General features: G+C 32.4%; 20 protein-coding genes and 3 pseudogenes. 6 read left to right on the top strand and 17 right to left on the bottom strand.

The genetic code is table 11. The features are described from left to right. Positions 1–71: 71 nt before the first annotated feature. The 12 genes from LQ673_RS05705 to LQ673_RS05645 all read right to left on the bottom strand — a co-directional run bounded on the left by LQ673_RS05705 (position 72) and on the right by LQ673_RS05645 (position 12,442). Positions 72–710, bottom strand: coding sequence for a DUF6037 family protein (locus LQ673_RS05705; RefSeq protein ID WP_000248477.1), 639 nt, complete (start codon positions 708–710; stop codon positions 72–74). A 55-nt stretch (positions 711–765) separates the two neighbouring features. Next, a complete protein-coding gene (locus LQ673_RS05700; protein WP_000425404.1) occupies positions 766–1,266 on the bottom strand; it encodes an antirestriction protein ArdA in 501 nt (166 codons plus the stop codon). Positions 1,267–1,326: 60 nt separating this feature from the next. Next, positions 1,327–2,088, bottom strand: a complete 762-nt coding sequence (locus tag LQ673_RS05695; protein ID WP_001565981.1) for an abortive infection family protein — start codon at positions 2,086–2,088, stop codon at positions 1,327–1,329. Positions 2,089–2,147: 59 nt separating this feature from the next. Continuing rightward, positions 2,148–2,369, bottom strand: a complete 222-nt coding sequence (locus tag LQ673_RS05690; protein WP_001009054.1) for a hypothetical protein — start codon at positions 2,367–2,369, stop codon at positions 2,148–2,150. 283 nt (positions 2,370–2,652) lie between these two features. Beyond that, the gene (mobT, locus tag LQ673_RS05680) at positions 2,653–3,837 is read right to left on the bottom strand and encodes a MobT family relaxase (RefSeq protein WP_000426689.1); all 1,185 of its coding nucleotides are present in this window, start codon (positions 3,835–3,837) and stop codon (positions 2,653–2,655) included. 181 nt (positions 3,838–4,018) lie between these two features. After that, positions 4,019–5,422, bottom strand: a complete 1,404-nt coding sequence (locus tag LQ673_RS05675) for an FtsK/SpoIIIE domain-containing protein (protein ID WP_001130244.1) — start codon at positions 5,420–5,422, stop codon at positions 4,019–4,021. Positions 5,423–5,443: 21 nt separating this feature from the next. Beyond that, a complete protein-coding gene (locus LQ673_RS05670; protein WP_000185761.1) occupies positions 5,444–6,217 on the bottom strand; it encodes a Mom family adenine methylcarbamoylation protein in 774 nt (257 codons plus the stop codon). A 9-nt stretch (positions 6,218–6,226) separates the two neighbouring features. Further along, complete coding sequence (locus LQ673_RS05665; RefSeq protein ID WP_001234191.1) at positions 6,227–6,604, bottom strand: YdcP family protein; 378 nt, start codon at positions 6,602–6,604, stop codon at positions 6,227–6,229. 20 nt (positions 6,605–6,624) lie between these two features. After that, on the bottom strand, positions 6,625–6,939 hold the full coding sequence (locus LQ673_RS05660) for a YdcP family protein (protein WP_000421279.1): 315 nt from the start codon (positions 6,937–6,939) through the stop codon (positions 6,625–6,627). A gap of 199 nt (positions 6,940–7,138) precedes the next feature. Continuing rightward, positions 7,139–8,932, bottom strand: coding sequence for an ATP-dependent helicase (locus LQ673_RS05655; RefSeq protein ID WP_000181735.1), 1,794 nt, complete (start codon positions 8,930–8,932; stop codon positions 7,139–7,141). Further along, positions 8,929–11,118, bottom strand: coding sequence for an ATP-dependent nuclease (locus LQ673_RS05650; protein ID WP_000470931.1), 2,190 nt, complete (start codon positions 11,116–11,118; stop codon positions 8,929–8,931). Before LQ673_RS05650 ends, LQ673_RS05655 begins: the two co-directional genes overlap by 4 nt. Positions 11,119–11,251: 133 nt before the next feature. After that, complete coding sequence (locus LQ673_RS05645) at positions 11,252–12,442, bottom strand: IS256-like element ISLgar5 family transposase (protein ID WP_000997694.1); 1,191 nt, start codon at positions 12,440–12,442, stop codon at positions 11,252–11,254. Positions 12,443–12,810: 368 nt separating this feature from the next. Here LQ673_RS05645 and LQ673_RS05640 point away from each other — a divergent pair. Then, positions 12,811–13,023 (top strand): annotated as a pseudogene (locus LQ673_RS05640) (MaoC/PaaZ C-terminal domain-containing protein); the annotation flags it as partial. Between the two features lie 45 nt (positions 13,024–13,068). Here the strand turns inward: LQ673_RS05640 and mecA are convergent. After that, positions 13,069–15,078 (bottom strand): PBP2a family beta-lactam-resistant peptidoglycan transpeptidase MecA, encoded by a 2,010-nt coding sequence (mecA, locus tag LQ673_RS05635; RefSeq protein WP_063852655.1) that lies wholly within the window; start codon positions 15,076–15,078, stop codon positions 13,069–13,071. A 96-nt stretch (positions 15,079–15,174) separates the two neighbouring features. Here mecA and mecR1 point away from each other — a divergent pair, with 96 nt between their 5' ends. Together mecR1 and mecI are read left to right on the top strand one after the other, a co-directional pair. Beyond that, on the top strand, positions 15,175–16,932 hold the full coding sequence (gene mecR1, locus LQ673_RS05630; protein ID WP_000952923.1) for a beta-lactam sensor/signal transducer MecR1: 1,758 nt from the start codon (positions 15,175–15,177) through the stop codon (positions 16,930–16,932). After that, positions 16,932–17,303, top strand: coding sequence for a mecA-type methicillin resistance repressor MecI (gene mecI / locus LQ673_RS05625; RefSeq protein ID WP_000369214.1), 372 nt, complete (start codon positions 16,932–16,934; stop codon positions 17,301–17,303). Before mecR1 ends, mecI begins: the two co-directional genes overlap by 1 nt. Positions 17,304–17,387: 84 nt before the next feature. On the opposite strand, the gene psm-mec is transcribed toward mecI, so the two are convergent. Then, entirely contained in the window at positions 17,388–17,456 is a 69-nt protein-coding gene (psm-mec, locus tag LQ673_RS05620; RefSeq protein ID WP_014532405.1) for a phenol-soluble modulin PSM-mec, read from the bottom strand. Between the two features lie 319 nt (positions 17,457–17,775). Here psm-mec and LQ673_RS05615 point away from each other — a divergent pair, with 319 nt between their 5' ends. Then, a complete protein-coding gene (locus LQ673_RS05615; RefSeq protein ID WP_000427807.1) occupies positions 17,776–18,924 on the top strand; it encodes an ROK family transcriptional regulator in 1,149 nt (382 codons plus the stop codon). Between the two features lie 113 nt (positions 18,925–19,037). Here the strand turns inward: LQ673_RS05615 and cstB are convergent. Then, positions 19,038–20,372 (bottom strand): annotated as a pseudogene (gene cstB, locus LQ673_RS05610) (persulfide dioxygenase-sulfurtransferase CstB). A gap of 32 nt (positions 20,373–20,404) precedes the next feature. Continuing rightward, complete coding sequence (locus tag LQ673_RS05605) at positions 20,405–21,469, bottom strand: DsrE/DsrF/DrsH-like family protein (RefSeq protein WP_000438836.1); 1,065 nt, start codon at positions 21,467–21,469, stop codon at positions 20,405–20,407. Positions 21,470–21,604: 135 nt separating this feature from the next. Between LQ673_RS05605 and cstR the strand changes: the two genes are divergently transcribed. Together cstR and LQ673_RS05595 are read left to right on the top strand one after the other, a co-directional pair. Next, complete coding sequence (gene cstR, locus LQ673_RS05600) at positions 21,605–21,865, top strand: persulfide-sensing transcriptional repressor CstR (protein WP_000220507.1); 261 nt, start codon at positions 21,605–21,607, stop codon at positions 21,863–21,865. Beyond that, positions 21,865–22,503, top strand: a pseudogene (locus tag LQ673_RS05595) (sulfite exporter TauE/SafE family protein); the annotation flags it as partial. The gene cstR and the pseudogene LQ673_RS05595, both read left to right, overlap by 1 nt. A gap of 273 nt (positions 22,504–22,776) precedes the next feature. On the opposite strand, the gene LQ673_RS05585 reads toward LQ673_RS05595, so the two are convergent. Beyond that, positions 22,777–23,394 (bottom strand): CadD family cadmium resistance transporter, encoded by a 618-nt coding sequence (locus tag LQ673_RS05585; protein WP_239705863.1) that lies wholly within the window; start codon positions 23,392–23,394, stop codon positions 22,777–22,779. Between the last annotated feature and the right edge of the window lie 56 nt (positions 23,395–23,450).

The raw sequence follows: 23,450 nt of genomic DNA, 5'->3' as shown, positions 1-23,450 counted from the left end.
GTCTTCACGTCCTTTCCGTAAAAATAGAAAAAGAACAATCAAAATAGGTGATTGCTCTTTCAATGCTTTAACTATTCAATTTTATTTTTTGTCCATTTTGCAATAATACCTTCATCAGTTTCTTCATCATCTGGATTCATTGAATATCTGAAACTTAAATTGGTATCTGACCCTAATCGTTCATATAAGCTGGGTCTATACAATCTCGTTTTATTGTCATTAAAAGGACTTCGTTTTCCCAGCTCACCATTTCCCTTTAAAGGATTTCTTCTAACTGAAAAACAATATTTTTTTCTGGGATCTTCTGAATCACTTTGACTTAATGAGAAACACATGGCTTCTTTTTGGTCTTCATTTTTCTTCTCACTAACTTCTGTCGGAATAAATCGAGCAAGAGTTTGGCTAAATTGAAATAAAACATCTCCCAAGTTACTACTGTATTCGATACCAAAATATTCTCTTATTGTTTTCGTGTCTGTATATAATTTTACCGAATTAGCATAGACAGCTAGCATATCTGAAAAATCGTTTTCCTTTAAAAATTCTAGTTTTAACAGAGCATATTCTGGAACTTTTTCCTCTTTTTCAAATAGCTTAACAAGTACAATATAATTTTGCTGTTTGTAACGAAAGTAAAAGGAATCTATCACCCAGCCTTTATCTTTCATGTCTAGTTTTAATAGTTTAAGATTTTCAAATACATTTACCATAATTTATACCTCTCCGTGCTATTTATTAATTTAATTATAACACGGATTGTTAAACTTACTGACAATATTCAAATACCCCATGAGAGGTAACTAGGTAATTACCCTCTATTTCCATATCACGTCCCAAAGATTGGTAGTCAATATAATTTTGTAAATTGGAAGGGACTTCACCAAGCTGTCCTGTTTCTTCCACGTAATAACGGGCGACATCTTCCATCGAATCACAATCACTATAACAATGAATATCCTCTTTGTTTTCCAGTAATTCTTCCAAGCTACTAAACCACATGCCTTGAATTTCTTTGAGTTCATTATAAATAGGTGTACCTTCGATTTCTTGAATGGCTTCACATAGACGGTTGATTTCACTAATCGGCGTGTATTCGTCCACATCAAAAGGAAGCTCAAAATCATGTATTGCATATTCTTCGTAGTCCTCATTTAAACCGATTCTTTCTGCCATTTCTTCCTCATCAATTGGTGGAGTAAACCATGCTCCGACTAATTCACCTTCATTATACCGTCCTAAATTTGCCACATAGACTTTCATTTCCAATTCTTATCACATCCTTTTTATAAAAATAGTCATAAAAAAAGTAGCAATCAGTTAATGACGCTACTTATCAAGGTATCCGCTAATATAATCTGTAACTGTACTTGAAATACCTATTATTAGTTTTGCTTCTCTCTTTCCAATAATATTTGTATTAGGGTGTGCAAGTGAATGCCTATTTCTTGCTTCATTAAGAGAGCTAATCATTCCATTTGATGACCTTATCGTTGTCTTCACTATATCAGCAAGTTCAGTAGGTTGAATTTCTTTTTCAATTAATTGTTGTATCCTACTATATAATTTAGATAGATTTTCGTCTCTAGGAACTGTAATTTCATATTTTTTTAGTATTTCAATTAAATATCCATGAAAAGCAGTGTGAACTCTGTCAAAGGCACGTTGATATTCACCATTACTCATAAAAGACTCAGCGTCTTCAATAGCTTGTGAAACCACATCACTAATTTTCAACTGACTAAAGTTAATTACTTCGTAATTCTCTGGAAGTGGTACTAAAATAGTATCCACTAATACATTATCACCTTGTTTATCATATATGGAGCTTGCTGTCTGGGTAATCAAATCTTTATGACTTTCAAAAAAGTCTAAATCATCAAAAGGAACTCTTATTTTAAGATATGTGCAAAGCGTATTCCAGCCCTTTTTATATCCTTTATAATAAGTAAAATCGTCAGTCTCATCTAAAGTTACCTCTGATATTTTCATTTTAGAAACAATCTCGTTACCTCCTTCATAATAATTTGAAGAGCTCTTTCTTTCTAATGTTTTAATTAAAAGAGATTTAAATTGATCATTTGTAAACATATTCATAAATCCTTTCATAACAAAATATATACTTCCTATTTTATCATGAAAAATATCTGTTAAGCACCAATGATTCGGTTAAATAAGTTTAATAACACATCTTTCACGCCAGCTGCATTGAACACAAGTCCGACGGCGATTAGAGCAATAATCAAGAAGCCAATGAGTTTTGAAAATTCTCGTTTAAAACCTAAAAACAGTCCAATGACAACAATCGCTAACAATACCAATGACTGTGCATTATCCAAGAACCAGTTGTACAAATTCTGCCCAAAATTCATGTGATTGTCCTCCTTTCCTTAAGATATTTTTCTCGATAATAGATATAGCTTTTTACACGCCTTAATAATTGAAAAGGGGTTAAATGCTCTCCATAGACGGTTACTCGATTGGTATAATTATTATAAAATCTCACCTTGTAAAAATCATAGGTATAGATGGTATCACCAGCTTGCCGTTTTCCCTCAATAATGAGAGACGTATATTTCCCTGTATTTTGTATATACGCTTGAAACTCAATGCCACACTGAAACCCTAACTTCTTTAATTCTTTTGTTAAAAGGCTCATGTAATCAAATCCTCCATGGCTAGATGTTGTTGTTCAATTAATTTCTCATGTTTTTCTGTCAGTTTGGCTTCCTGAATCATGGTGGAGATAATGGTTGTACCGTTGAGAACATCTAAAATGCTTGCGATTTTTAATGTAGGGGCGACTTGATGATGTAACCAGTTCAATGTTCGTTCAAAAGAATAAGGCTCTGGCTGTGTGGTTAGGCGTAATGCTCCACGATTTTTACCGATAAACCATTCCCAACGTTCATTAGTTTTCCAATCACTCCGACGTTTAGTGTCGTCTTTATCTGCAAAGCGGATATAGCGATTGATAATTTCAAAGGCTGTTTTTTCCGCCTGTTGATGTGCCAATAAATCTTTCATGGCTTGGGTGGCTCGGTCATTTTTTAACCGAATTTCAAACCGATTCTTTACTTCTGCGTCTTCTAAGGGAACATCATTTTTCACGTATTGCTCATAATCTTTCTCATATATACAGAAATAGACTTCACTTTTTAATGAGCCAATATAAAGTGTGTTTCCCATGTATGGTTTTTCATCACGGTGAACCAATTCACCACTGCGATAATTTTTAAAGCTTCGAAAGACGGAAATGCATTCTTCCTGTTTACATTTCTTTGCCAAATCTGGAATATTCAAAATCCCTGTTTTATCGTTGATAGCTAAATCCAAGCGTTTGAAAATACCTTTATGTTCCATGCAATCTTGAAAGAAATCATACCAGCTCCGATGTTGAGCCAATAGAAAGTTTTCAAATTGCCGACAGCCTTTTCCTTTCAGTTCTAATAAAACACCTTTACTTACATCATGAGAGACTAGGACAACAATATCACCGAAACGATAGTGTTCGGGATAAGAATAATAGCCAAAGTCTTCGTGTAGCATATAATCCATATTCAAACGTAAAACCTCACCGATAATTTGAGCCACATCATTGGTAGGGAATCGAATCCGTACATAGTCGAATAACATCTCCAATGGGTTATCGGGATTGAAGCGTTCCAAAGCGTTCAGTAAATCTTCTTTCACCTGTTGAGTAGGGACTGCCTTGCCTGTTTCAATATCCGATAGGTAAGGTCTGGTAATATGAGAAGCAACCGCCAGTTTATTTTGAGAAACGCCATAAGCCAGTCGCTTTTCTTTCAATTCCTTAATCCAAATTTTTTCGTTTTCCATTCGCAAACCTCCAATCTAAAAAAGATGTAAACTATGACCCTTGAGTTTACACCTTTCATATTTTCCGCAATCCTTTGTACCATCAACATTGGTTGATGAGAATTGCCTGTTTTCAGTTGTATTTGTGCCCCCCTGTTAGATAGAGGGGGCTAAAGGATTGGCGTGGCTAACGCCACACCAATCAAAGCAAGTCTGAACCTGTACCTTTCACTTCGTGCGGTACAGGCTCAGATTGCTTTTTTTGAATGACTTTTCCTATTTCTCCTAAGAAATCGTACCTTTTTGGTACAAGGGGTGTATAAAACTCACTAATCACACTTTTTCCTGTATCCACGTAACCTCTTCCCTTGATGGGTTTTAAGAAAAATTGTTTTTGTGTATCGCTTCCGAACATCATACCAAAGCCCATTTCAGACATACGACCCAAAGCCACACGGAAGTTAAAGTTGTCCCGAATCCCATCACTAAAATATTTTGCGTCTGGACGTTGACAGGCAAGAATTAAAAAGAAGCCTGCTTGTCGTCCTAACATTACAATTTGTTTGAGTTTATGAATAACGGTGGTACTTTCACGACCTAGCATATCCATCATTGCCACATATTCATCAAAAATAAGAAAATTGGCAGACAAACCAAGATAAGCATAATTTTCTCCTGTTTTATAGTTAGGGTGTTGTTTCATGGTTTCACTGCGATCAATCATATCTTCGTAAAATTGATTGATACATGCCAACATATCTTCTTTACGGTAATAGACATTATTCATGACCGCCCCTAAGTCTGCCAAATCAGCATTTTTAGGGTCAAGAATATAAAGCTTTGCATTTGTATGCAGGAGAGATTCAATCAATGTGAGAATAAAATAGGATTTTCCACTACCAGTGCCCCCAGCAATTAACATGTGAGGGAGAGAATCGAACTCCCAATAGACCGATTCCATCAATTTGACACGTCCATCTTGAGCTACCACGTCTTCAATGCCAATTCGATTGCCAATAGTATCATAAAGTAGGACATACTCTACATAAGAATCTTTCAACGTTTTTTCCACTAATTCACAATACAATCCTGTTTCTAGTTTGTTTTCTAGGTGCAAAAGCTGATCTTGATATTTCCCTAAGGTGATTTCTACATGAATATGGATTAGTCCATCTTTCATTCGATAATATATTTTAGGAAAATGGCGGATTCGTTGTTTGGTTTTCTTGCTGGGTAAATCTTTAAAGAATCCCTCTGATTGAGTTTCTTCGGCTTCATACCAATGATTTTCTAAAATCATACGAGCTAACTTTTGACGGTGCTCTAACTGTTTTATAGAATCTATACGATAGTGATAATAAAGCCAGCTGATAAGTCCGCATACAAAAAGAGCAGTGAGAATACTGCTCCAAAAGTATGGCGTATGAAGTTGATAGAAAAATGTATCTAACTGAACTGCTTGCCAGTTCACCGATTGTAACGCTCTCCAATGAAAAGGGAGTAGGACGACTAGAAAAACTACCAGCAATGAAATTAGTACAAAATGATAGACCAAGTGCTTATCGTTGGCTTTGATTCGCTCTCCTCTGTCATGAAGCAATGGCATAAAAATCCTCCTTTCCACCTATCAAAATAATTGTGTATTGTAGATACGAGCCTGTTTATCAAAAGTTGGTTGAGAAATGGCTTCATATTTCTGATAAGCGATTCGCTTTTCAAAGCGTAAATTTTTTTCTTTCGGATAATAATGACGTCGATAGAGAGTGTGTCCTAACAGTTTTTTCGCTTCTTTTGTCAACGGATAGAGATAGCGAAACATGCGTCCATTGATTTTCTCAATCCCTTTGTATTCGCAAAATGCCTGGGAAAGCCAATGCTTTTTCTCTACCTGTTCAAAGCGAGCATTTTCCTCTAATAAAAGGCGAGCACTTCGAGGGTGTATCTTTTCCCATGACTGCTTATCACGATAGACACTTGTCTTGAAATACCCGCAGTAAAAGAAGTTGGACGCTTGATAGACATAGCCACATTTTCCCTCAATTCCATCTGCCAGTGTATATAAAAAATGACAGTCCGTATGTTCTTTCAACCACTTAATTAGAGCTGAAAGAGCTTGACTGCCAAAATAATTGGTTTGATTCATTTCTGGAAGAAAACACATCTTTCCAATTTCTAAATAATCTGTGGTTTGAAGGGAACTGTCGGGAAAGAGTTTGCGTATGGTTTGTAGGGGTTGCGTACCCCAGCCTAATTCCACAACGCCTAATAATTTTTCTTCTGAAAAAATCCCTAGAAAGTATTTACACAATCTAGGGAGTATCTTTGAATAATGGTATTGCCGAATAAAAGAAATGGCTTCATCCTTCGGAATTTCTTTCAAAATCAATGGTGTGTTTGTCATAAGCAACACCTATTTTTCACTTTCGGACGCTTCTTTTTTATATTTCTGATGAGGTTTTGTCTGTCCTTTTAATACAAGATCGTCTGCTTTCACGTACCAATCAACGTCTGCCCCTCGAAAAGTAGCCGTCGCTACGGTATCTGCCACAGGATTGATTAATTCCACTTCTGCGTTGTAGTCAAATTCTTTCAAAGGAACAGAAGCGGGGATACTGACTTGTATCATGCGTCCTTGTCCTTTTGATTTTAAGTCATAGGTACGTTCTTTAATTTCTTCGGAAACCGTACCATCTTCATTCTGGATACGAACCTCACGACGCAAGGCGGAAAATTTCAATGTGCCAAATGTCTGGTCTTTTTCAATCACAATACCTTCTGCTAATCTCATATTTTTTCACCTTTCCTTTCTTATGCTTTCACCATATCGTCTGCGTGCATAATGTAATTGGTAAATCCTCGATTGCCAATTTTATAACCTTCTGCGGTAATATGTGGGTTGATGAGTTTGACTTTTTCGTCGGATTCAAAATGTTTCTCGCCAGCTTCGGAGGGAAGAATGACAACAATATCATCTGCTCGTTGAATCGTTGAGTATAAATTGTAACTACGAGAGAGAATGGTTGGTCTGCCATTTATTCGACGTTGTTCAATGTTCCCTTCACCAGCATATTCTAATTGTCCAAATGTTTTTTCCATATTGGGAATGACATATTTAAGTTCCATATTTTTACCTATCCTTTCTGTTTTTATGTTTGAATGAATCTTATTTGTGTGATGGTTTTAAAGGGGGGAGAGCGACCTTTTGATTCTTGATTTTTTATTTTCATAAGTTCACTTCCTTTCAAAATTGGGTAAAAAAATAGACGCTCCGTACTGAGCGTCCGATTCCTACTATATTTAAAACAACGACTACCTAGGTATTTTAAATATTATAATCAAATTCTATTTTATCTAATAATTGAGTGGGATAAAGCAAGTCTCCTTTACTCGTAAAATAACCCACCTCTGAGAAAAGAAATAAATTATTTTTTGCTCTTGAACAAATTACGTATAGTAGTTTTCTCGCTGAACTAATTCCTTTATCAGAAACATTAAAAATTTCATTCCAATGAGGAATTTTCCCGTTTAGAAGATTAATAGCGATAACAGTATCATACTCATTTCCTTTAACTTTATGTGCTGTAGTAAGTGTGATACCATCTCGAGATTTAAACATCTTCTTAAAACTAGATACACTACTAGATAATGAATTATTTTTTATCCGATCTTCTACTTCGTTAATAAAAAATAGATAGTGCTTAAAAATAGACGGGTAATTTTTCTCGTCAATATTAAGATTAACAAATATATGTTTGGTAACAAATTTGTATAAATCAACACCGTTGTCGTCTCCACTATACATTCTTTTCACACTGTTTATTAGCTGTAATAAATCTAAGTCAATAAAATAATCTTTAACTTCTATTCCAAATTCATTTTTTAATATAATTAAAATATCGTTTGCAATTAGCTTTCTTCTTCGAACCTTTTCACCTGATTCAGTAAAGTACAAAATTGCTAACTTGAAAAATAAACTATGATTATTTACCTTAATTGGTGATATATTTATAGCATCAAAATTGCAATACGGTAATTCTTTCTTTAAATACTCACCCAGTGAAAACAGAGGATAGTGTTGAGGAGCAAGTACACAAATATCTTTTTCATGAATGCCGCTTTCAATCTTTTCCTTTATTATATTTTTTATTATGTTGGGTAAATCCTCCTTAGTAACTTTGCAATCATAACTTATAAAACCACGGTCGTTTTTATTATTCCCTCTGCTTTCAATCTCGTAAGGACAACTCTGAAAATTAGAGTAGAAGTCTACTAATCTCTGATTAGACCTGTAACAGCCATGTAGCGTCTTTGATTGAAAAGTGTGACTAGTTAGCATTTCTAGTTCTTCAACTGATTTAGCTATACCATCTAATGATCCATAAATTGCTTGGTCAATATCTCCAACAAACATTGACTGAATTTGAGGGTTGTTTTGAAGTAATTTAGCTATTACATTGTATTGTAATTCTCTAGTATCTTGAAATTCATCCACATAAATCGCCCTTATATTACTAGCAATATTACGTGCAACGTTACTGTTTACAGTTAAAATTTTATACGCTACTAGTAAAATCATATCAAAATCAATTTCTTTATTTTTTTCCAACATAGTGTGATACATTTCAGAAACTTGAGTATACTGAACTTCATTAATTTTAAAATCATGAGAAAGTGACAAATCAATTTTGTTCAGTTCATACGTTTTGAGATTTAAATTCAGCATATTATTAATTTGGCTGACGTAAGCTCTTTGAGTATAATCATCAATAATTGTAAATCCTTTTGATACTCTTGAGAGATTCATTTTAAAAGGATAAATAATAAATTCAAGACAAAACTGATGTATTGTCCCCACCCAAATATTAATATCATCATCTATACTAAGTAAACTTAGGCGTTCCTTAATTTCTTCAGCAGCTCTATTAGTGTATGTGATAGCAATTATTCTTTTTAGTGATCCATCGTGTTTAATTGCTTGGTAAGCAATTTTCCTTGTAAGTACCCTTGTTTTCCCACTCCCAGGACATGCATTTACATAAAGGTTATCTTCACTTTCCACAACATCTTTTTGTTCTAAATTTAAATCATTTACGATTTTTTCGAAGATATTTGTCATTTTGAAACCTCAGCATAAAGTATTTTTGTGTAATTTTCTATCTGATTGATTAGATACACAACATCCTCATCTTTACCAAAGTACTCTAATAAAGAAATTATTGCTATATTCAAATCAGCTGTATCACTTGTTTTTAAACTAGCTGATAAAGCTGACAATTCTGTAGTTTCCTCGTACAAGTCGATTGTATGGAGTAGAATTTTTTTATAAATTGAGAGATCTACTATTTCCTGACATGCAAAAGCAATAGCATTAAGAATATACTTAGGAATTTTGATTAAAAAGTCAATTTTTTCACCTAACTCAATTGCAAACCACCCCTTACCAACATGATTGGCTAGTTTTAACATCGCTAAATTTCTTTCTAAATATTGTTCACTTTGTATTTCTTCTTTATAAGCAGTTATTGTTTTTTTATCTTTGAATGCGTCATCTATAATTGGACTGACATAAGTTAGAATATTTTCTTTATTCACATCTAAAAACTCAATTTCAAATGTTGTATTAGCATAAAAACAATTAACCCAATTGTTTTCATTAAAAAGGGAGGATAATTTTTCTTTTCTTGCTTGACCTTTCTCTTGTGCAGTGCTTTTATACAATCGATGTTCTGATGGGATTGCCTGTTCATCTAAATCAGTTACAATAGCACACTTTCTCTGTATTCTATCATCGTCAAACAAGCTAGCGATATATTCAAACGAAGTACTACCAACATTAATCAAACCTATTCCAAGTTCGTCTAAGTTTATACCAAATAATTTTTTTACTATTTGAGGAATAAGTATTTCTTCAGCATCTCCTTCAACTAAGATAACACCTTTAGAAAAAAGCAATCCATTTCTTTTAACATCTAAATATCTCTCTACTGCGTTTATTAGATTTAGATTGTTCTTTTTTAACTTTTCTTTAGCAAATGAGTTCAGATTATTTGCTGGATTCATAACGATAGATTTGCCATTAAACGATTTTAATACATTCATCCGAGATATTTCAGACACTTCAGCTAAATGTACAGAATGTGTGGTCATGAGAATCTGAGTATAGTTTTTTTGAAGATTTAATCCTTCGAACAGAGTTTTTTGAATATGATGATGAATATGAGCTTCTGGTTCTTCAATCAACATAATATTAAGTAGTTCTCTTGAACGACACGCTTCAAATTCGACTATTTTCAAAGCTAAATAAATCATATTTAGATGTCCTAACCCTAGTAAGTCTAAGTCGATATTTTGTTCTGGCTTCATTGAAAGAAATTTTGCTAAAGAACCCATATCATCTGACATAGTTGAGGAAAGAAGAAGATTAGGAGAATACACTGAACCAATTATGCTATTTAGTTGCCGATTAATATTTTCGCCAATTTTCCTAATTTCAGGAACACTGGTAATAGTCTCATTTAATTGCTGTATAATTGTTTTTAATGACTCAACATTATCTGATGATATTTTTGATTCAATTGTTTCCATGATTCTTTTGACTGGGTTTCGATTGTTTTTCATTTCTCTAAGAACATCTCGAAGAGCGTCAACATAAACAACCGAAATATGCTTGAAAATATCTGACATGTCAATTCTTGAGCCCAACAGAGCTTCATCGTCTTCTTCAGGATTACTAGCTATATTGTCATTGAGTCTTCCTACCAATTTATCATAATTTTCATTGATACAGAAATTTAGATTTGATTTAGATGTGTAGTAAAATTCATAGTCGGATAGACGAATAGAATTTCTAAATTCGTTAAATTGATGAGAGTCTAATTCAGTGGAAATATCAAATAATTGCTTTCTAATAGCTTTGTTAGGTCTAATAAATAGAGAAATACTACCTACACCTTTATCTGCATTTGAAATCAATTCTTCTAAGATTGTTTGACTTTCAGAATTTAAAGAAATGGAAGCACAAATCTCATTGTCAAATTCTTCTTCGCTGATTCCTTCAAATGTCGCAGAGATAATAATCCAATGCCCTTGCCACCCATTTTGAATTCCATGAAAAAAATCTGATTCTTTTAGTGTTTTACTACTATAGTAATAACTATCATCTAATAAGATTCTCAATGCAGTAAGAGCATTGGTTTTCCCTGAATCATTCTCACCTATAATAGTATTTGTCTCATTATCGAATCGAAAGATTTCGGATTCATAATTTCTAAAATTTCGAATTTGAAGAGTAGATATAAACATAAGCAGATCTCCTAACTATTTAATTAATATGATTATATAGTAAGTTTATCATAAATTATGTTAGTAAAAGTTCTCATTATAAGGGAGCGTCAATAATTTTGTGTAAATGATTCTTCCCTACTGCAGATTGTTTCTAATTCTCAATCAGTTGGCTTAGCATTTGTTCGAGCTCGCCTTCGGCCTGTTGGAAACCTTTATGACTGCGACCTAGGAATTTTTGGTTGTAAGTATCAAAAGACGAGACTAAGAAACGTTCCATCGACTCTTCATTTTGGAACTGTTCCTTGCGGTGGCTGTATTTCTTGATTTGTTTATTAAAGGATTCAATCAAGTTCGTAGAATAAATACTCTTGCGTATGGCCAAGGGGAAATCATAGAAAGTGAGCAAGTGATCGTTCGAAAGAATCGATTCAACCACTTTTGGATAGCTGGTTTTCCATTTTTCCGCAAAAGTACCACGTGCTTCCAACGCCACCTCTTTAGATGAGGCTTGATACACCATTTTAAAATCATCACAGACTTCCTTACGATCATCGACACGCACTTTATGACTGATATTACGGGAAACGTGTACACAACAATGTTGAAAACGAGCTTTGGGATAGAACCGACTAATCGCTCCTACCATCCCCTTTAAGCCATCCGTGATGAACAGGAGGACATTTTTCAAACCGCGCTCTTGAAGGTCCAATAAAATTTCCTCCCAAATCGTGATGGATTCAGTCGGTGCAATCGCATAGCTCAATACTTCCTTTGATCCGTCCGGGCGAATGCCAACTGCGATATGAATAGCTTCCTTGGCGACGGTTTTCCGCTTTAACGGAATATACGTTGCGTCCATATAAATAGCAGCATAACGGTCATGAAGCTCCCGCCCATTAAACGCCGTTACCTCTTCTGTAAATGATTTTGTTATATTGGACATGGTTTGGGGCGTGTAGTAATGCCCATACATTTTCTCAATCAAGTCTGCGATTTCCGACATGGTAATACCTTTTCGGAAGAGGTGAATGACGGTCTCCTCTAACGTGTCATTCGTCCGTCTATAAGCAGGAACAGTCTGTTGCTTGAACTCACCATTGCGGTCGCGCGGAATCTGGAGATGAAGTTCCCCATACTCGGTCTTGACCGTACGGTCATAGGAGCCGTTACGAGAATTACCCGTGTTAAAACCAATGCGATCATACTTTTCGTAATCTAGGAAAGCCGTTAACTCCGTTTTGAGAAGCGTATTGACTGCTTTCTCCAAATGGACACGGAATAATTCATTCAAATCGCCTTTGTTCGCTAGAGTCTTTAGAATTTCTGTAGTAAAATCGTTCATAGGGAAGTCCTCTCTTCTGTGAATGTGTTGTGGTAACTCTATTCTACAGAAGGGACTTCCTTTTTTCTATTTACACAAAATATTTTACACTCTCCATTATAACAATTGGGTTAAAAAGAAAATAGATAGTATTCTACCTCATATTTATTTGAAAGTAATATATAAAAGACGTTCAAATTCGAACGCCTCTCGTTAACCAAATATTGGATTCAGAATCTAGTTTTCATATATAAACAGAGTATGATTAGGTGCAAAAATTGCACTTTTATTGCACTTTTATTTTTATTTATAGTGTTTTACTGTTCTGTATATTGTTTTAACTCCCTTGATAGTATCGCATTCTGTTTTATACACTTTACGTTGAAAACAGAGAAGAAGTTGTAGCAGGAACACAAATGAATAACGTTAAATTTATTAAACCTGTATACCCAGGTAATACATTGTACGTTATCGCTGAAATTACAAATAAGAAATCCATAAAAAAAGAAAATGGACTCGTTACAGTGTCACTTTCAACATACAATGAAAATGAAGAAATTGTATTTAAGGGAGAAGTAACAGCACTTATTAATAATTCATAATAAAACAGTGAAGCAACCATCGTTACGGATTGCTTCACTGTTTTGTTATTCATCTATATCGTATTTTTTATTACCGTTCTCATATAGCTCATCATACACTTTACCTGAGATTTTGGCATTGTAGCTAGCCATTCCTTTATCTTGTACATCTTTAACATTAATAGCCATCATCATGTTTGGATTATCTTTATCATATGATATAAACCACCCAATTTGTCTGCCAGTTTCTCCTTGTTTCATTTTGAGTTCTGCAGTACCGGATTTGCCAATTAAGTTTGCATAAGATCTATAAATATCTTCTTTATGTGTTTTATTTACGACTTGTTGCATACCATCAGTTAATAGATTGATATTTTCTTTGGAAATAATATTTTTCTTCCAAACTTTGTTTTTCGTGTCTTTTAATAAGTGAGGTGCGTTAATATTGCCATTATTTTCTAATGCGCTATAGATTGAAAGGATCTGTACTGGGTTAATCAGTATTTCACCTTGTCCGTAACCTGAATCAGCTAATAATATTTCATTATCTAAATTTTTGTTTGAAATTTGAGCATTATAAAATGGATAATCACTTGGTATATCTTCACCAACACCTAGTTTTTTCATGCCTTTTTCAAATTTCTTACTGCCTAATTCGAGTGCTACTCTAGCAAAGAAAATGTTATCTGATGATTCTATTGCTTGTTTTAAGTCGATATTACCATTTACCACTTCATATCTTGTAACGTTGTAACCACCCCAAGATTTATCTTTTTGCCAACCTTTACCATCGATTTTATAACTTGTTTTATCGTCTAATGTTTTGTTATTTAACCCAATCATTGCTGTTAATATTTTTTGAGTTGAACCTGGTGAAGTTGTAATCTGGAACTTGTTGAGCAGAGGTTCTTTTTTATCTTCGGTTAATTTATTATATTCTTCGTTACTCATGCCATACATAAATGGATAGACGTCATATGAAGGTGTGCTTACAAGTGCTAATAATTCACCTGTTTGAGGGTGGATAGCAGTACCTGAGCCATAATCATTTTTCATGTTGTTATAAATACTCTTTTGAACTTTAGCATCAATAGTTAGTTGAATATCTTTGCCATCTTTTTTCTTTTTCTCTATTAATGTATGTGCGATTGTATTGCTATTATCGTCAACGATTGTGACACGATAGCCATCTTCATGTTGGAGCTTTTTATCGTAAAGTTTTTCGAGTCCCTTTTTACCAATAACTGCATCATCTTTATAGCCTTTATATTCTTTTTGTTTTAATTCTTCAGAGTTAATGGGACCAACATAACCTAATAGATGTGAAGTCGCTTTTTCTAGAGGATAGTTACGACTTTCTGTTTCATTAGTTGTAAGATGAAATTTTTTTGCGAAATCACTTAAATATTCATCCATTTTTTTAACGGTTTTAAGTGGAACGAAGGTATCATCTTGTACCCAATTTTGATCCATTTGTTGTTTGATATAGTCTTCAGAAATACTTAGTTCTTTAGCGATTGCTTTATAATCTTTTTTAGATACATTCTTTGGAACGATGCCTATCTCATATGCTGTTCCTGTATTGGCCAATTCCACATTGTTTCGGTCTAAAATTTTACCACGTTCTGATTTTAAATTTTCAATATGTATGCTTTGGTCTTTCTGCATTCCTGGAATAATGACGCTATGATCCCAATCTAACTTCCACATACCATCTTCTTTAACAAAATTAAATTGAACGTTGCGATCAATGTTACCGTAGTTTGTTTTAATTTTATATTGAGCATCTACTCGTTTTTTATTTTTAGATACTTTTTTTATTTTACGATCCTGAATGTTTATATCTTTAACGCCTAAACTATTATATATTTTTATCGGACGTTCAGTCATTTCTACTTCACCATTATCGCTTTTAGAAATATAACTGCTATCTTTATAAACTTGTTTGAAATTTTTATCTTCAATTGCATCAATAGTATTATTAATTTCTTTATCTTTTGAAGCATAAAAATATATACCAAACCCGACAACTACAACTATTAAAATAAGTGGAACAATTTTTATCTTTTTCATCAATATCCTCCTTATATAAGACTACATTTGTAGTATATTACAAATGTAGTATTTATGTCAAAATAATGTTATAATTTTTGTGATATGGAGGTGTAGAAGGTGTTATCATCTTTTTTAATGTTAAGTATAATCAGTTCATTGCTCACGATATGTGTAATTTTTTTAGTGAGAATGCTCTATATAAAATATACTCAAAATATTATGTCACATAAGATTTGGTTATTAGTGCTCGTCTCCACGTTAATTCCATTAATACCATTTTACAAAATATCGAATTTTACATTTTCAAAAGATATGATGAATCGAAATGTATCTGACACGACTTCTTCGGTTAGTCATATGTTAGATGGTCAACAATCATCTGTTACGAAAGACTTAGCAATTAATGTTAATCAGTTTGAGACCTCAAATATAACGTATATGATTCTTTTGATATGGGTATTTGGTAGTTTGTTGTGCTTATTTTATATGATTAAGGCATTCCGACAAATTGATGTTATTAAAAGTTCGTCATTGGAATCGTCATATCTTAATGAACGACTTAAAGTATGTCAAAGTAAGATGCAGTTCTACAAAAAGCATATAACAATTAGTTATAGTTCAAACATTGATAATCCGATGGTATTTGGTTTAGTGAAATCCCAAATTGTACTACCAACTGTCGTAGTCGAAACCATGAATGACAAAGAAATTGAATATATTATTCTACATGAACTATCACATGTGAAAAGTCATGACTTAATATTCAACCAGCTTTATGTTGTTTTTAAAATGATATTCTGGTTTAATCCTGCACTATATATAAGTAAAACAATGATGGACAATGACTGTGAAAAAGTATGTGATAGAAACGTTTTAAAAATTTTGAATCGCCATGAACATATACGTTATGGTGAATCGATATTAAAATGCTCTATTTTAAAATCTCAGCACATAAATAATGTGGCAGCACAATATTTACTAGGTTTTAATTCAAATATTAAAGAACGTGTTAAGTATATTGCACTTTATGATTCAATGCCTAAACCTAATCGAAACAAGCGTATTGTTGCGTATATTGTATGTAGTATATCGCTTTTAATACAAGCACCGTTACTATCTGCACATGTTCAACAAGACAAATATGAAACAAATGTATCATATAAAAAATTAAATCAACTAGCTCCGTATTTCAAAGGATTTGATGGAAGTTTTGTGCTTTATAATGAACGGGAGCAAGCTTATTCTATTTATAATGAACCAGAAAGTAAACAACGATATTCACCTAATTCTACTTACAAAATTTATTTAGCGTTAATGGCATTCGACCAAAATTTACTCTCATTAAATCATACTGAACAACAATGGGATAAACATCAATATCCATTTAAAGAATGGAACCAAGATCAAAATTTAAATTCTTCAATGAAATATTCAGTAAATTGGTATTACGAAAATTTAAACAAACATTTAAGACAAGATGAGGTTAAATCTTATTTAGATCTAATTGAATATGGTAATGAAGAAATATCAGGGAATGAAAATTATTGGAATGAATCTTCATTAAAAATTTCTGCAATAGAACAGGTTAATTTGTTGAAAAATATGAAACAACATAACATGCATTTTGATAATAAGGCTATTGAAAAAGTTGAAAATAGTATGACTTTGAAACAAAAAGATACTTATAAATATGTAGGTAAAACTGGAACAGGAATCGTGAATCACAAAGAAGCAAATGGATGGTTCGTAGGTTATGTTGAAACGAAAGATAATACGTATTATTTTGCTACACATTTAAAAGGCGAAGACAATGCGAATGGCGAAAAAGCACAACAAATTTCTGAGCGTATTTTAAAAGAAATGGAGTTAATATAATGGATAATAAAACGTATGAAATATCATCTGCAGAATGGGAAGTTATGAATATCATTTGGATGAAAAAATATGCAAGTGCGAATAATATAATAGAAGAAATACAAATGCAAAAGGACTGGAGTCCAAAAACCATTCGTACACTTATAACGAGATTGTATAAAAAGGGATTTATAGATCGTAAAAAAGACAATAAAATTTTTCAATATTACTCTCTTGTAGAAGAAAGTGATATAAAATATAAAACATCTAAAAACTTTATCAATAAAGTATACAAAGGCGGTTTCAATTCACTTGTCTTAAACTTTGTAGAAAAAGAAGATCTATCACAAGATGAAATAGAAGAATTGAGAAATATATTGAATAAAAAATAAAATTGTTGTGTTTACAACAATACATAGAAAACAGAGGAAACAATCAAGTCGTTGAATATTTCCTCTGTTTTTTAGTTGAAAAAATTAACCGAAAGCCTGAATGCAAGTCTTGATTAAATCAATAATGCTTGTAATAACACCAGTGAAATCCATATGCATACCCTCTTTCTATTTAAGATACATTAAGTATAATATCAAACAAATAAAAAATGTTAAAAATTCCCTAATTGGCTATTTAGATTGCATAAATGTCAAAAATTTGAAAAACATACAACGACTTTGCATAAAAAATCGTCATATTGGAAATACGTAATTTATTGAAATAATAAAAAAAATAAAAGAACGAAGATGATAACCTAAGTGAGGTTTTAAGTTGTTCTAAGGTTTAATTTAATTTATGTTAAAATAGTTGGTATAAAAATACATGATAAACTATAAACTAAATTCAAAATAACTTATGGGGTAGGCAATTATGGAAAATATTTTAAATATAAATGATAATGAAAAAAGAGTGCTAAGGGAAATTTATAACCATCATAATATTTCGCGTACTCAAATATCTAAAAATCTTGAGATTAATAAGGCAACGATTTCTAGTATTTTGAATAAGTTAAAGTATAAATCTCTTGTTAATGAGGTTGGTGAGGGTGATAGCACGAAGAGTGGTGGTAGAAAACCTATTCTTCTGAAGGTTAATCATCTTTATGGTTATTTTATTTCTTTGGATTTAACTTATAGTTCTGTTGAAGTGATGTACAATTATTTTGATGGTAATGTCATTAAGCATGAATCTTATGATTTACCTGATGAAAAGGTTAGTAGTATATTAAGCATAATAAAAAAACATATTGATATTCAGGAGAAACTTGATACTTATAACGGACTATTAGGTGTGTCTGTTTCTATACATGGAGTTGTGGATAATGAGCAGCATGTGACATATTTACCATTCCATGAAACTGAAGGAATTTCAATTGCTAAGAAAATAAAAGAAATTACTAATGTTCCAGTCGTAGTTGAAAATGAAGCGAATCTTTCAGCGTTATATGAACGTAATTTTAATCATAATTTATCCTACAATAATCTTATTGCTTTAAGTATACATAAAGGTATTGGTGCTGGGCTTATTATTAATAATCAATTGTATCGTGGTGCAAATGGGGAAGCGGGTGAAATTGGAAAAACACTTGTCTCAAAAGTTAGCGATAATGTGGAGATCTTTCATAAGATTGAAGATATTTTTTCACAAGAAGCTTTACTGCATAATTTAAGTAATCAACTAAATGAGAAGATGACGCTTAGCAAATTAATTCAATTTTATAATGAAAAAAATCCAGTCGTAGTTGAAGAAATGGAACAATTTATAAATAAAATTGCTGTTTTAATACATAATTTAAACACCCAGTTTAATCCGAATGCAATTTACATTAACTGTCCATTGTTCAATGAAATGCCTGAAATATTAGAAGCAATTAAGAACCAGTTCAAACAATATTCACGTAACGAAATTCAAATAAAGTTAACATCTAATGTCAAATTTGCAACTTTGCTAGGTGGTACATTAGCAATTATCCAAAAAGTACTACAGATTAATGATATTTACTTAGATATAAAAGCATAAAAAACTAATTCAAATGAATAATCAAAGTTCGTAATTGTCTTTATAAAAAAATCCCTCAATCCGAATTGAATTTTCGGATTGAGGGATTTTTATAGTTCTATTGCAGAAGAAAACTATTTTAAAAATGCTGGTAAATGTTGATAGCCACCTCTAACGTTAACAATATTCGTAAATCCTTTATATTCTAATATTCCTACCGCTATTGAACTTCTAACACCTGATTGACAATGTACATAAATTAGGTCATTTTTATCGAAAGGTATATCTTCATTTAAAAGTTTACCGTGAGGAATATGAATTGCTTGTTTTAAATGACCTTTACGCCATTCATCATCATTACGAACATCTAATACATTATGTTCTTCACCAGTCATTTCAGAACTATGAATAGATGATGTGACGATATTTGTTTGTGGCAAACGGTAACTTTTTACATTTTCAAAACCAATTAATTGTAAAGCATGAATAGCTTGTTGAACGGTAGATTTATCGCCAATTAATTCAATATCTTAGTCATAATCTAAATACCAACCAATTTGATTTATAAAAGTTTTATTAAAAGGAATATTGATAGTTCCATGCATATGACCACCATGGAATGCTTCTTTACTTCGAAGATCAAAAGCAGTTTGTGTATTGCTTGAACTAGGGTAAACATTATATGGTTGGTACATTTGCATACCAAATTGATTTATTTTTTTCATTTGTGAAAAATGGTGTGGTGGAGCTGGCTGATTGAGTGTTAAAGTTTCGATAAATGAAGTTTCATCTTTAACATTAAAAGCCCAGTTGTTTATTTTCTCATAACCCAAAGTAGTTGTAGGTAATGAACCTAGCGCTTTACCACAAGGACTCCCTGCACCATGACCTGGCCAAATTTGAATATAGTCTGGTAATGTTGCAGCAAATTGTATGGACTGATACATTTGTTTTGCTCCGATTTTTGTAGAACCTTCAACATTTACAGCTTTTTCTAATAGATCTGGTCTACCTACATCACCAACAAAGATGAAGTCACCGCTAAATAATCCCATTGGTATACTGGAACCCCCACCTTCGTCAGTAAGTAAAAAACTAATACTCTCAGGGGGATGGCCTGGAGTGTGTAAGACTTCTAATTTAATCTTTCCTAAATAGATAATATCTTGATGCTTAACGAAATGTGTTTGTTTAGGCATATTTTTATAATTAAATTCATCTTTACCTTCATCAGATACGTATATACTTGCATTCAATTTATTTGCCACATCTCTAATACCTGAAGCAAAATCAGCATGAATATGTGTTTCTGCAGCTTTAGTAATTGTGAATCCTTCTTTATCTGCAACTTTTAAATATTTTGTTAAATCTCGTATAGGGTCAATAATCATTGCTTCTCCTGTACGTTGACATCCAATTAAATAAGATGCTTGTGAAAAATTGTCTTCATAAAATTGTTTGAAAAACAAAAAAAACTCCTTTTTAAAATAGATTTTATTGATTAGATAAATAAGTTATGATTTGCTTGCTCAGTATGTCCAATATAAGTACCTACGCCACCATAATCGACTTCATCTCTTAATTCTTCTTTTGAAATTCCCATAACATCCATACTCATGGTACAAGCAATTAACTTTATATCTTGATCGATTGCTTGATCGATAAGTGAGTATAAAGAATCAACATTTTTCTTGTTCATTACATAACGCATCATAATATTACCTAGTCCAAACATATTCATTTTTGATAATGGCATATGTATTGGATCCTTAGGTAACATAAGGTCAAACATTTTGGAAATACCTTTCTTTTTAACGCGAGTTGATTGCGCTTTTTTTAATGCGTTGAGGCCCCAAAAAGTAAAGAAAATAGTTACATCTTTACCTGCTGCTTTAGCGCCATTTGCGATGATCATTGCTGCTACTGCCTTATCTAACTCACCGCTAAATAAAACAATTGTTGTACCTGTAGCAGTGTCATTGATTTCAAATTCTTTTGGCTTTTCTTTTTGAATAATTGCATTAATTACATTTGCTTCTTCAGTAAGATTTACAAGGGTATTCCCTGTTTGTTTCGCCCAACTTTTAATATCACTATTGAAACCAGGATCTGTAACTGTTACCTCGATTTGCTCACCCGTTGAAATATTGTTAATTTCTTTACTGATATTAACAATAGGTCCAGGGCACTGAAGACCTCTAAAATCAAATTGTTTACGATTCTCTTTGATTTCAATATCTTTTTCTATTAAAGGAGCACTATTGAAGTTCTTTGCTTCATAATCTTTATATCCACCCTTTAAATTCACGACATCATAACCTTGTTTGGCTAAATAATCGCAAGCTTTAGTGCTTCGGTTACCGCTTTTACAATGTATATAATACGTTTTGTTGCTATTCTTATTGAATGATTTAATCTCTTCTACTGGGTGTAAAGTTGAACCGTTAATGTGTCCTAATTCATATTCTTCTTTTGTTCTAACATCAATCAATTGACCCATTTTTGCCAATTTTTCTAATTCTTCTTTGTTTAATGAATTAATGTGTACTTCTTTGTATTGTTCCATACTTACCTCCTATAAATACCTATGAGGGTATAATAAAACGGATAGAATCATTTGCCAAATACCTATAGGGGTATTTGACAATTTTGTTTTAATTTATTATTATTAACTTAATCAATTTATGTGGAGGAAATGAATATGACTTATGATAAAAAAATGATTAATCGTATAAATAGAATACAAGGTCAATTAAATGGTGTCGTAAAAATGATGGAAGAAGAAAAAGATTGCAAAGATATAATTACGCAACTTAGTGCATCTAAAGGTTCTATACAACGTTTAATGGGGATTATAATTAGTGAAAATTTAATAGAATGCGTTAAAACAGCAGAAGAAAATAATGAAAGTTCTCAAGAATTAATTAATGAAGCAGTTAATTTATTAGTTAAAAGTAAATAATGGATATAGCAAATATGACTATTATGTTGCTAATTGGCGTACTGGGTGGATTTATATCTGGATTAATAGGTATTGGGGGCGCAATTATTATTTACCCAGCTATTCTTATATTGCCACCATTAATAGGTATACCTGCGTATAGTGCATATATTGCTTCGGGACTTACCTCTAGTCAAGTATTTTTCAGTACACTTAGTGGATCATTAAATGCAAGAAAACAACCAGCTTTCTCTCCTAAACTTGTTATATATATGGGAGGGGGTATGTTGATTGGAAGCATGTTAGGGGCAATTTTAGCTAGTTTGTTTAATGCTACTTTTGTAAATACGGTATATGTAATAATCGCCATACTTGCTTTAATATTGATGCTTATTAAAGTTAAACCTACTACACAAGAGACGAAATCTAAACCTTTGCTATTTATTATAGTTGGATTTGGAATTGGTGTAATTTCGGGAATTGTGGGTGCAGGTGGAGCATTTATCATCATTCCTGTATTATTAGCATTATTTAAATTACCAATGAATACGGTAGTGAACAATAGCATAGCAATTGCTTTTATATCTTCAGTAGGGGCATTTTTTATAAAATTAATGCAAGGATATATACCAGTAGAAAGTGCAATTTTTTTGATAATTGAATGATGATCATTTTCTGAAAATATTATGTGGTCATATAATATAATGCCCATCATTTCACTAATCTCTTTTATTCTCTGAGTTATTTTGATATCTCCTGGAGAAGGTGTCGGATCTTATCAAGAGTAAATTATGAAAAAAATGGTTTAAATCAATGTTCTTACTTTAAGTACATGTGTTTAACGTAAATGATAATTAGTTAAATATAAAAAGGTTATCCCAATCAATAGGATAACCTCTTTATACTTTACTTTATGGTTTGGATTCGCCACTTCAAAGAAGAAATGAAATCAGAGCATTGAATGTTCCATTTTCAAACAATATATAAATACCTAGCCCAATGAATACAATTGGTACAATCCAACGTTCATATTTCTCAATTGTTTCCGATATAAAATCGAAGGAAGCTAGACGGTAACTGACATAGCACAAAACTCCAACCATAATTAGAAAGACAATAGTGACAATAAAGATTTCAGACATACTTAAGGTCGTGAAGTACGGTATATAAATGGAAAAGTCATCCGCACTGGAAGCCAATACGATGAAAATCATCGTCAAAAATAACTGATTAAATGTTCCAGAGGAGAATAAAGATAAAATGCTACTTTCATCTTCATCCTCTTCTCCTTTAATCCATATTTTCACGCCTAGGTAAAGTGGTAAAAGTCCAAGTAGTCCGATAACCCATTGCTGAGGAATTAAATTTACAACCCCCTGTGCAACTAAAAGACTTGCTCCTATCACAATTGCAGTCCCTATATATTGTCCTATCCAAATATGTTTTACCTGACCTTTTTTTACTTGCGAAAACAAAAGAATTAATATGACGAGATAATCAATTCCTGTTGCTACATATACCGCAGTAGCCGTCAGTATCGTCGCGATCATTTTATCATCTCCAAATATTTTAGGGATAGGACTTTTCTTCAAAATGAAAAGTCCTT

This window comes from Mammaliicoccus sp. O-M54, from assembly GCF_022386035.1.
GTDB lineage: Bacteria > Bacillota > Bacilli > Staphylococcales > Staphylococcaceae > Mammaliicoccus > Mammaliicoccus sciuri_A.
Note: the sequence above shows the minus strand (reverse complement) of the source record. Positions and strands in the feature narration are given on the sequence as shown.

Bases quoted from the DNA above. Each gene is read 5' to 3' on its own strand.
- mecI (WP_000369214.1), top strand. From the start codon at position 16,932: ATGGATAATAAAACGTATGAAATATCATCTGCAGAATGGGAAGTTATG.
- LQ673_RS05660 (WP_000421279.1), bottom strand. From the start codon at position 6,939: ATGGAACTTAAATATGTCATTCCCAATATGGAAAAAACATTTGGACAA.
- LQ673_RS05665 (WP_001234191.1), bottom strand. From the start codon at position 6,604: ATGAGATTAGCAGAAGGTATTGTGATTGAAAAAGACCAGACATTTGGC.
- LQ673_RS05645 (WP_000997694.1), bottom strand. From the start codon at position 12,442: ATGAACGATTTTACTACAGAAATTCTAAAGACTCTAGCGAACAAAGGC.
- LQ673_RS05605 (WP_000438836.1), bottom strand. From the start codon at position 21,469: ATGGAACAATACAAAGAAGTACACATTAATTCATTAAACAAAGAAGAA.
- LQ673_RS05675 (WP_001130244.1), bottom strand. From the start codon at position 5,422: ATGCCATTGCTTCATGACAGAGGAGAGCGAATCAAAGCCAACGATAAG.
- LQ673_RS05705 (WP_000248477.1), bottom strand. From the start codon at position 710: ATGGTAAATGTATTTGAAAATCTTAAACTATTAAAACTAGACATGAAA.
- LQ673_RS05695 (WP_001565981.1), bottom strand. From the start codon at position 2,088: ATGTTTACAAATGATCAATTTAAATCTCTTTTAATTAAAACATTAGAA.
- LQ673_RS05585 (WP_239705863.1), bottom strand. From the start codon at position 23,394: ATGATCGCGACGATACTGACGGCTACTGCGGTATATGTAGCAACAGGA.
- cstR (WP_000220507.1), top strand. From the start codon at position 21,605: ATGACTTATGATAAAAAAATGATTAATCGTATAAATAGAATACAAGGT.
- LQ673_RS05690 (WP_001009054.1), bottom strand. From the start codon at position 2,369: ATGAATTTTGGGCAGAATTTGTACAACTGGTTCTTGGATAATGCACAG.
- LQ673_RS05615 (WP_000427807.1), top strand. From the start codon at position 17,776: ATGGAAAATATTTTAAATATAAATGATAATGAAAAAAGAGTGCTAAGG.
- LQ673_RS05655 (WP_000181735.1), bottom strand. From the start codon at position 8,932: ATGACAAATATCTTCGAAAAAATCGTAAATGATTTAAATTTAGAACAA.
- LQ673_RS05670 (WP_000185761.1), bottom strand. From the start codon at position 6,217: ATGACAAACACACCATTGATTTTGAAAGAAATTCCGAAGGATGAAGCC.
- LQ673_RS05650 (WP_000470931.1), bottom strand. From the start codon at position 11,118: ATGTTTATATCTACTCTTCAAATTCGAAATTTTAGAAATTATGAATCC.
- mobT (WP_000426689.1), bottom strand. From the start codon at position 3,837: ATGGAAAACGAAAAAATTTGGATTAAGGAATTGAAAGAAAAGCGACTG.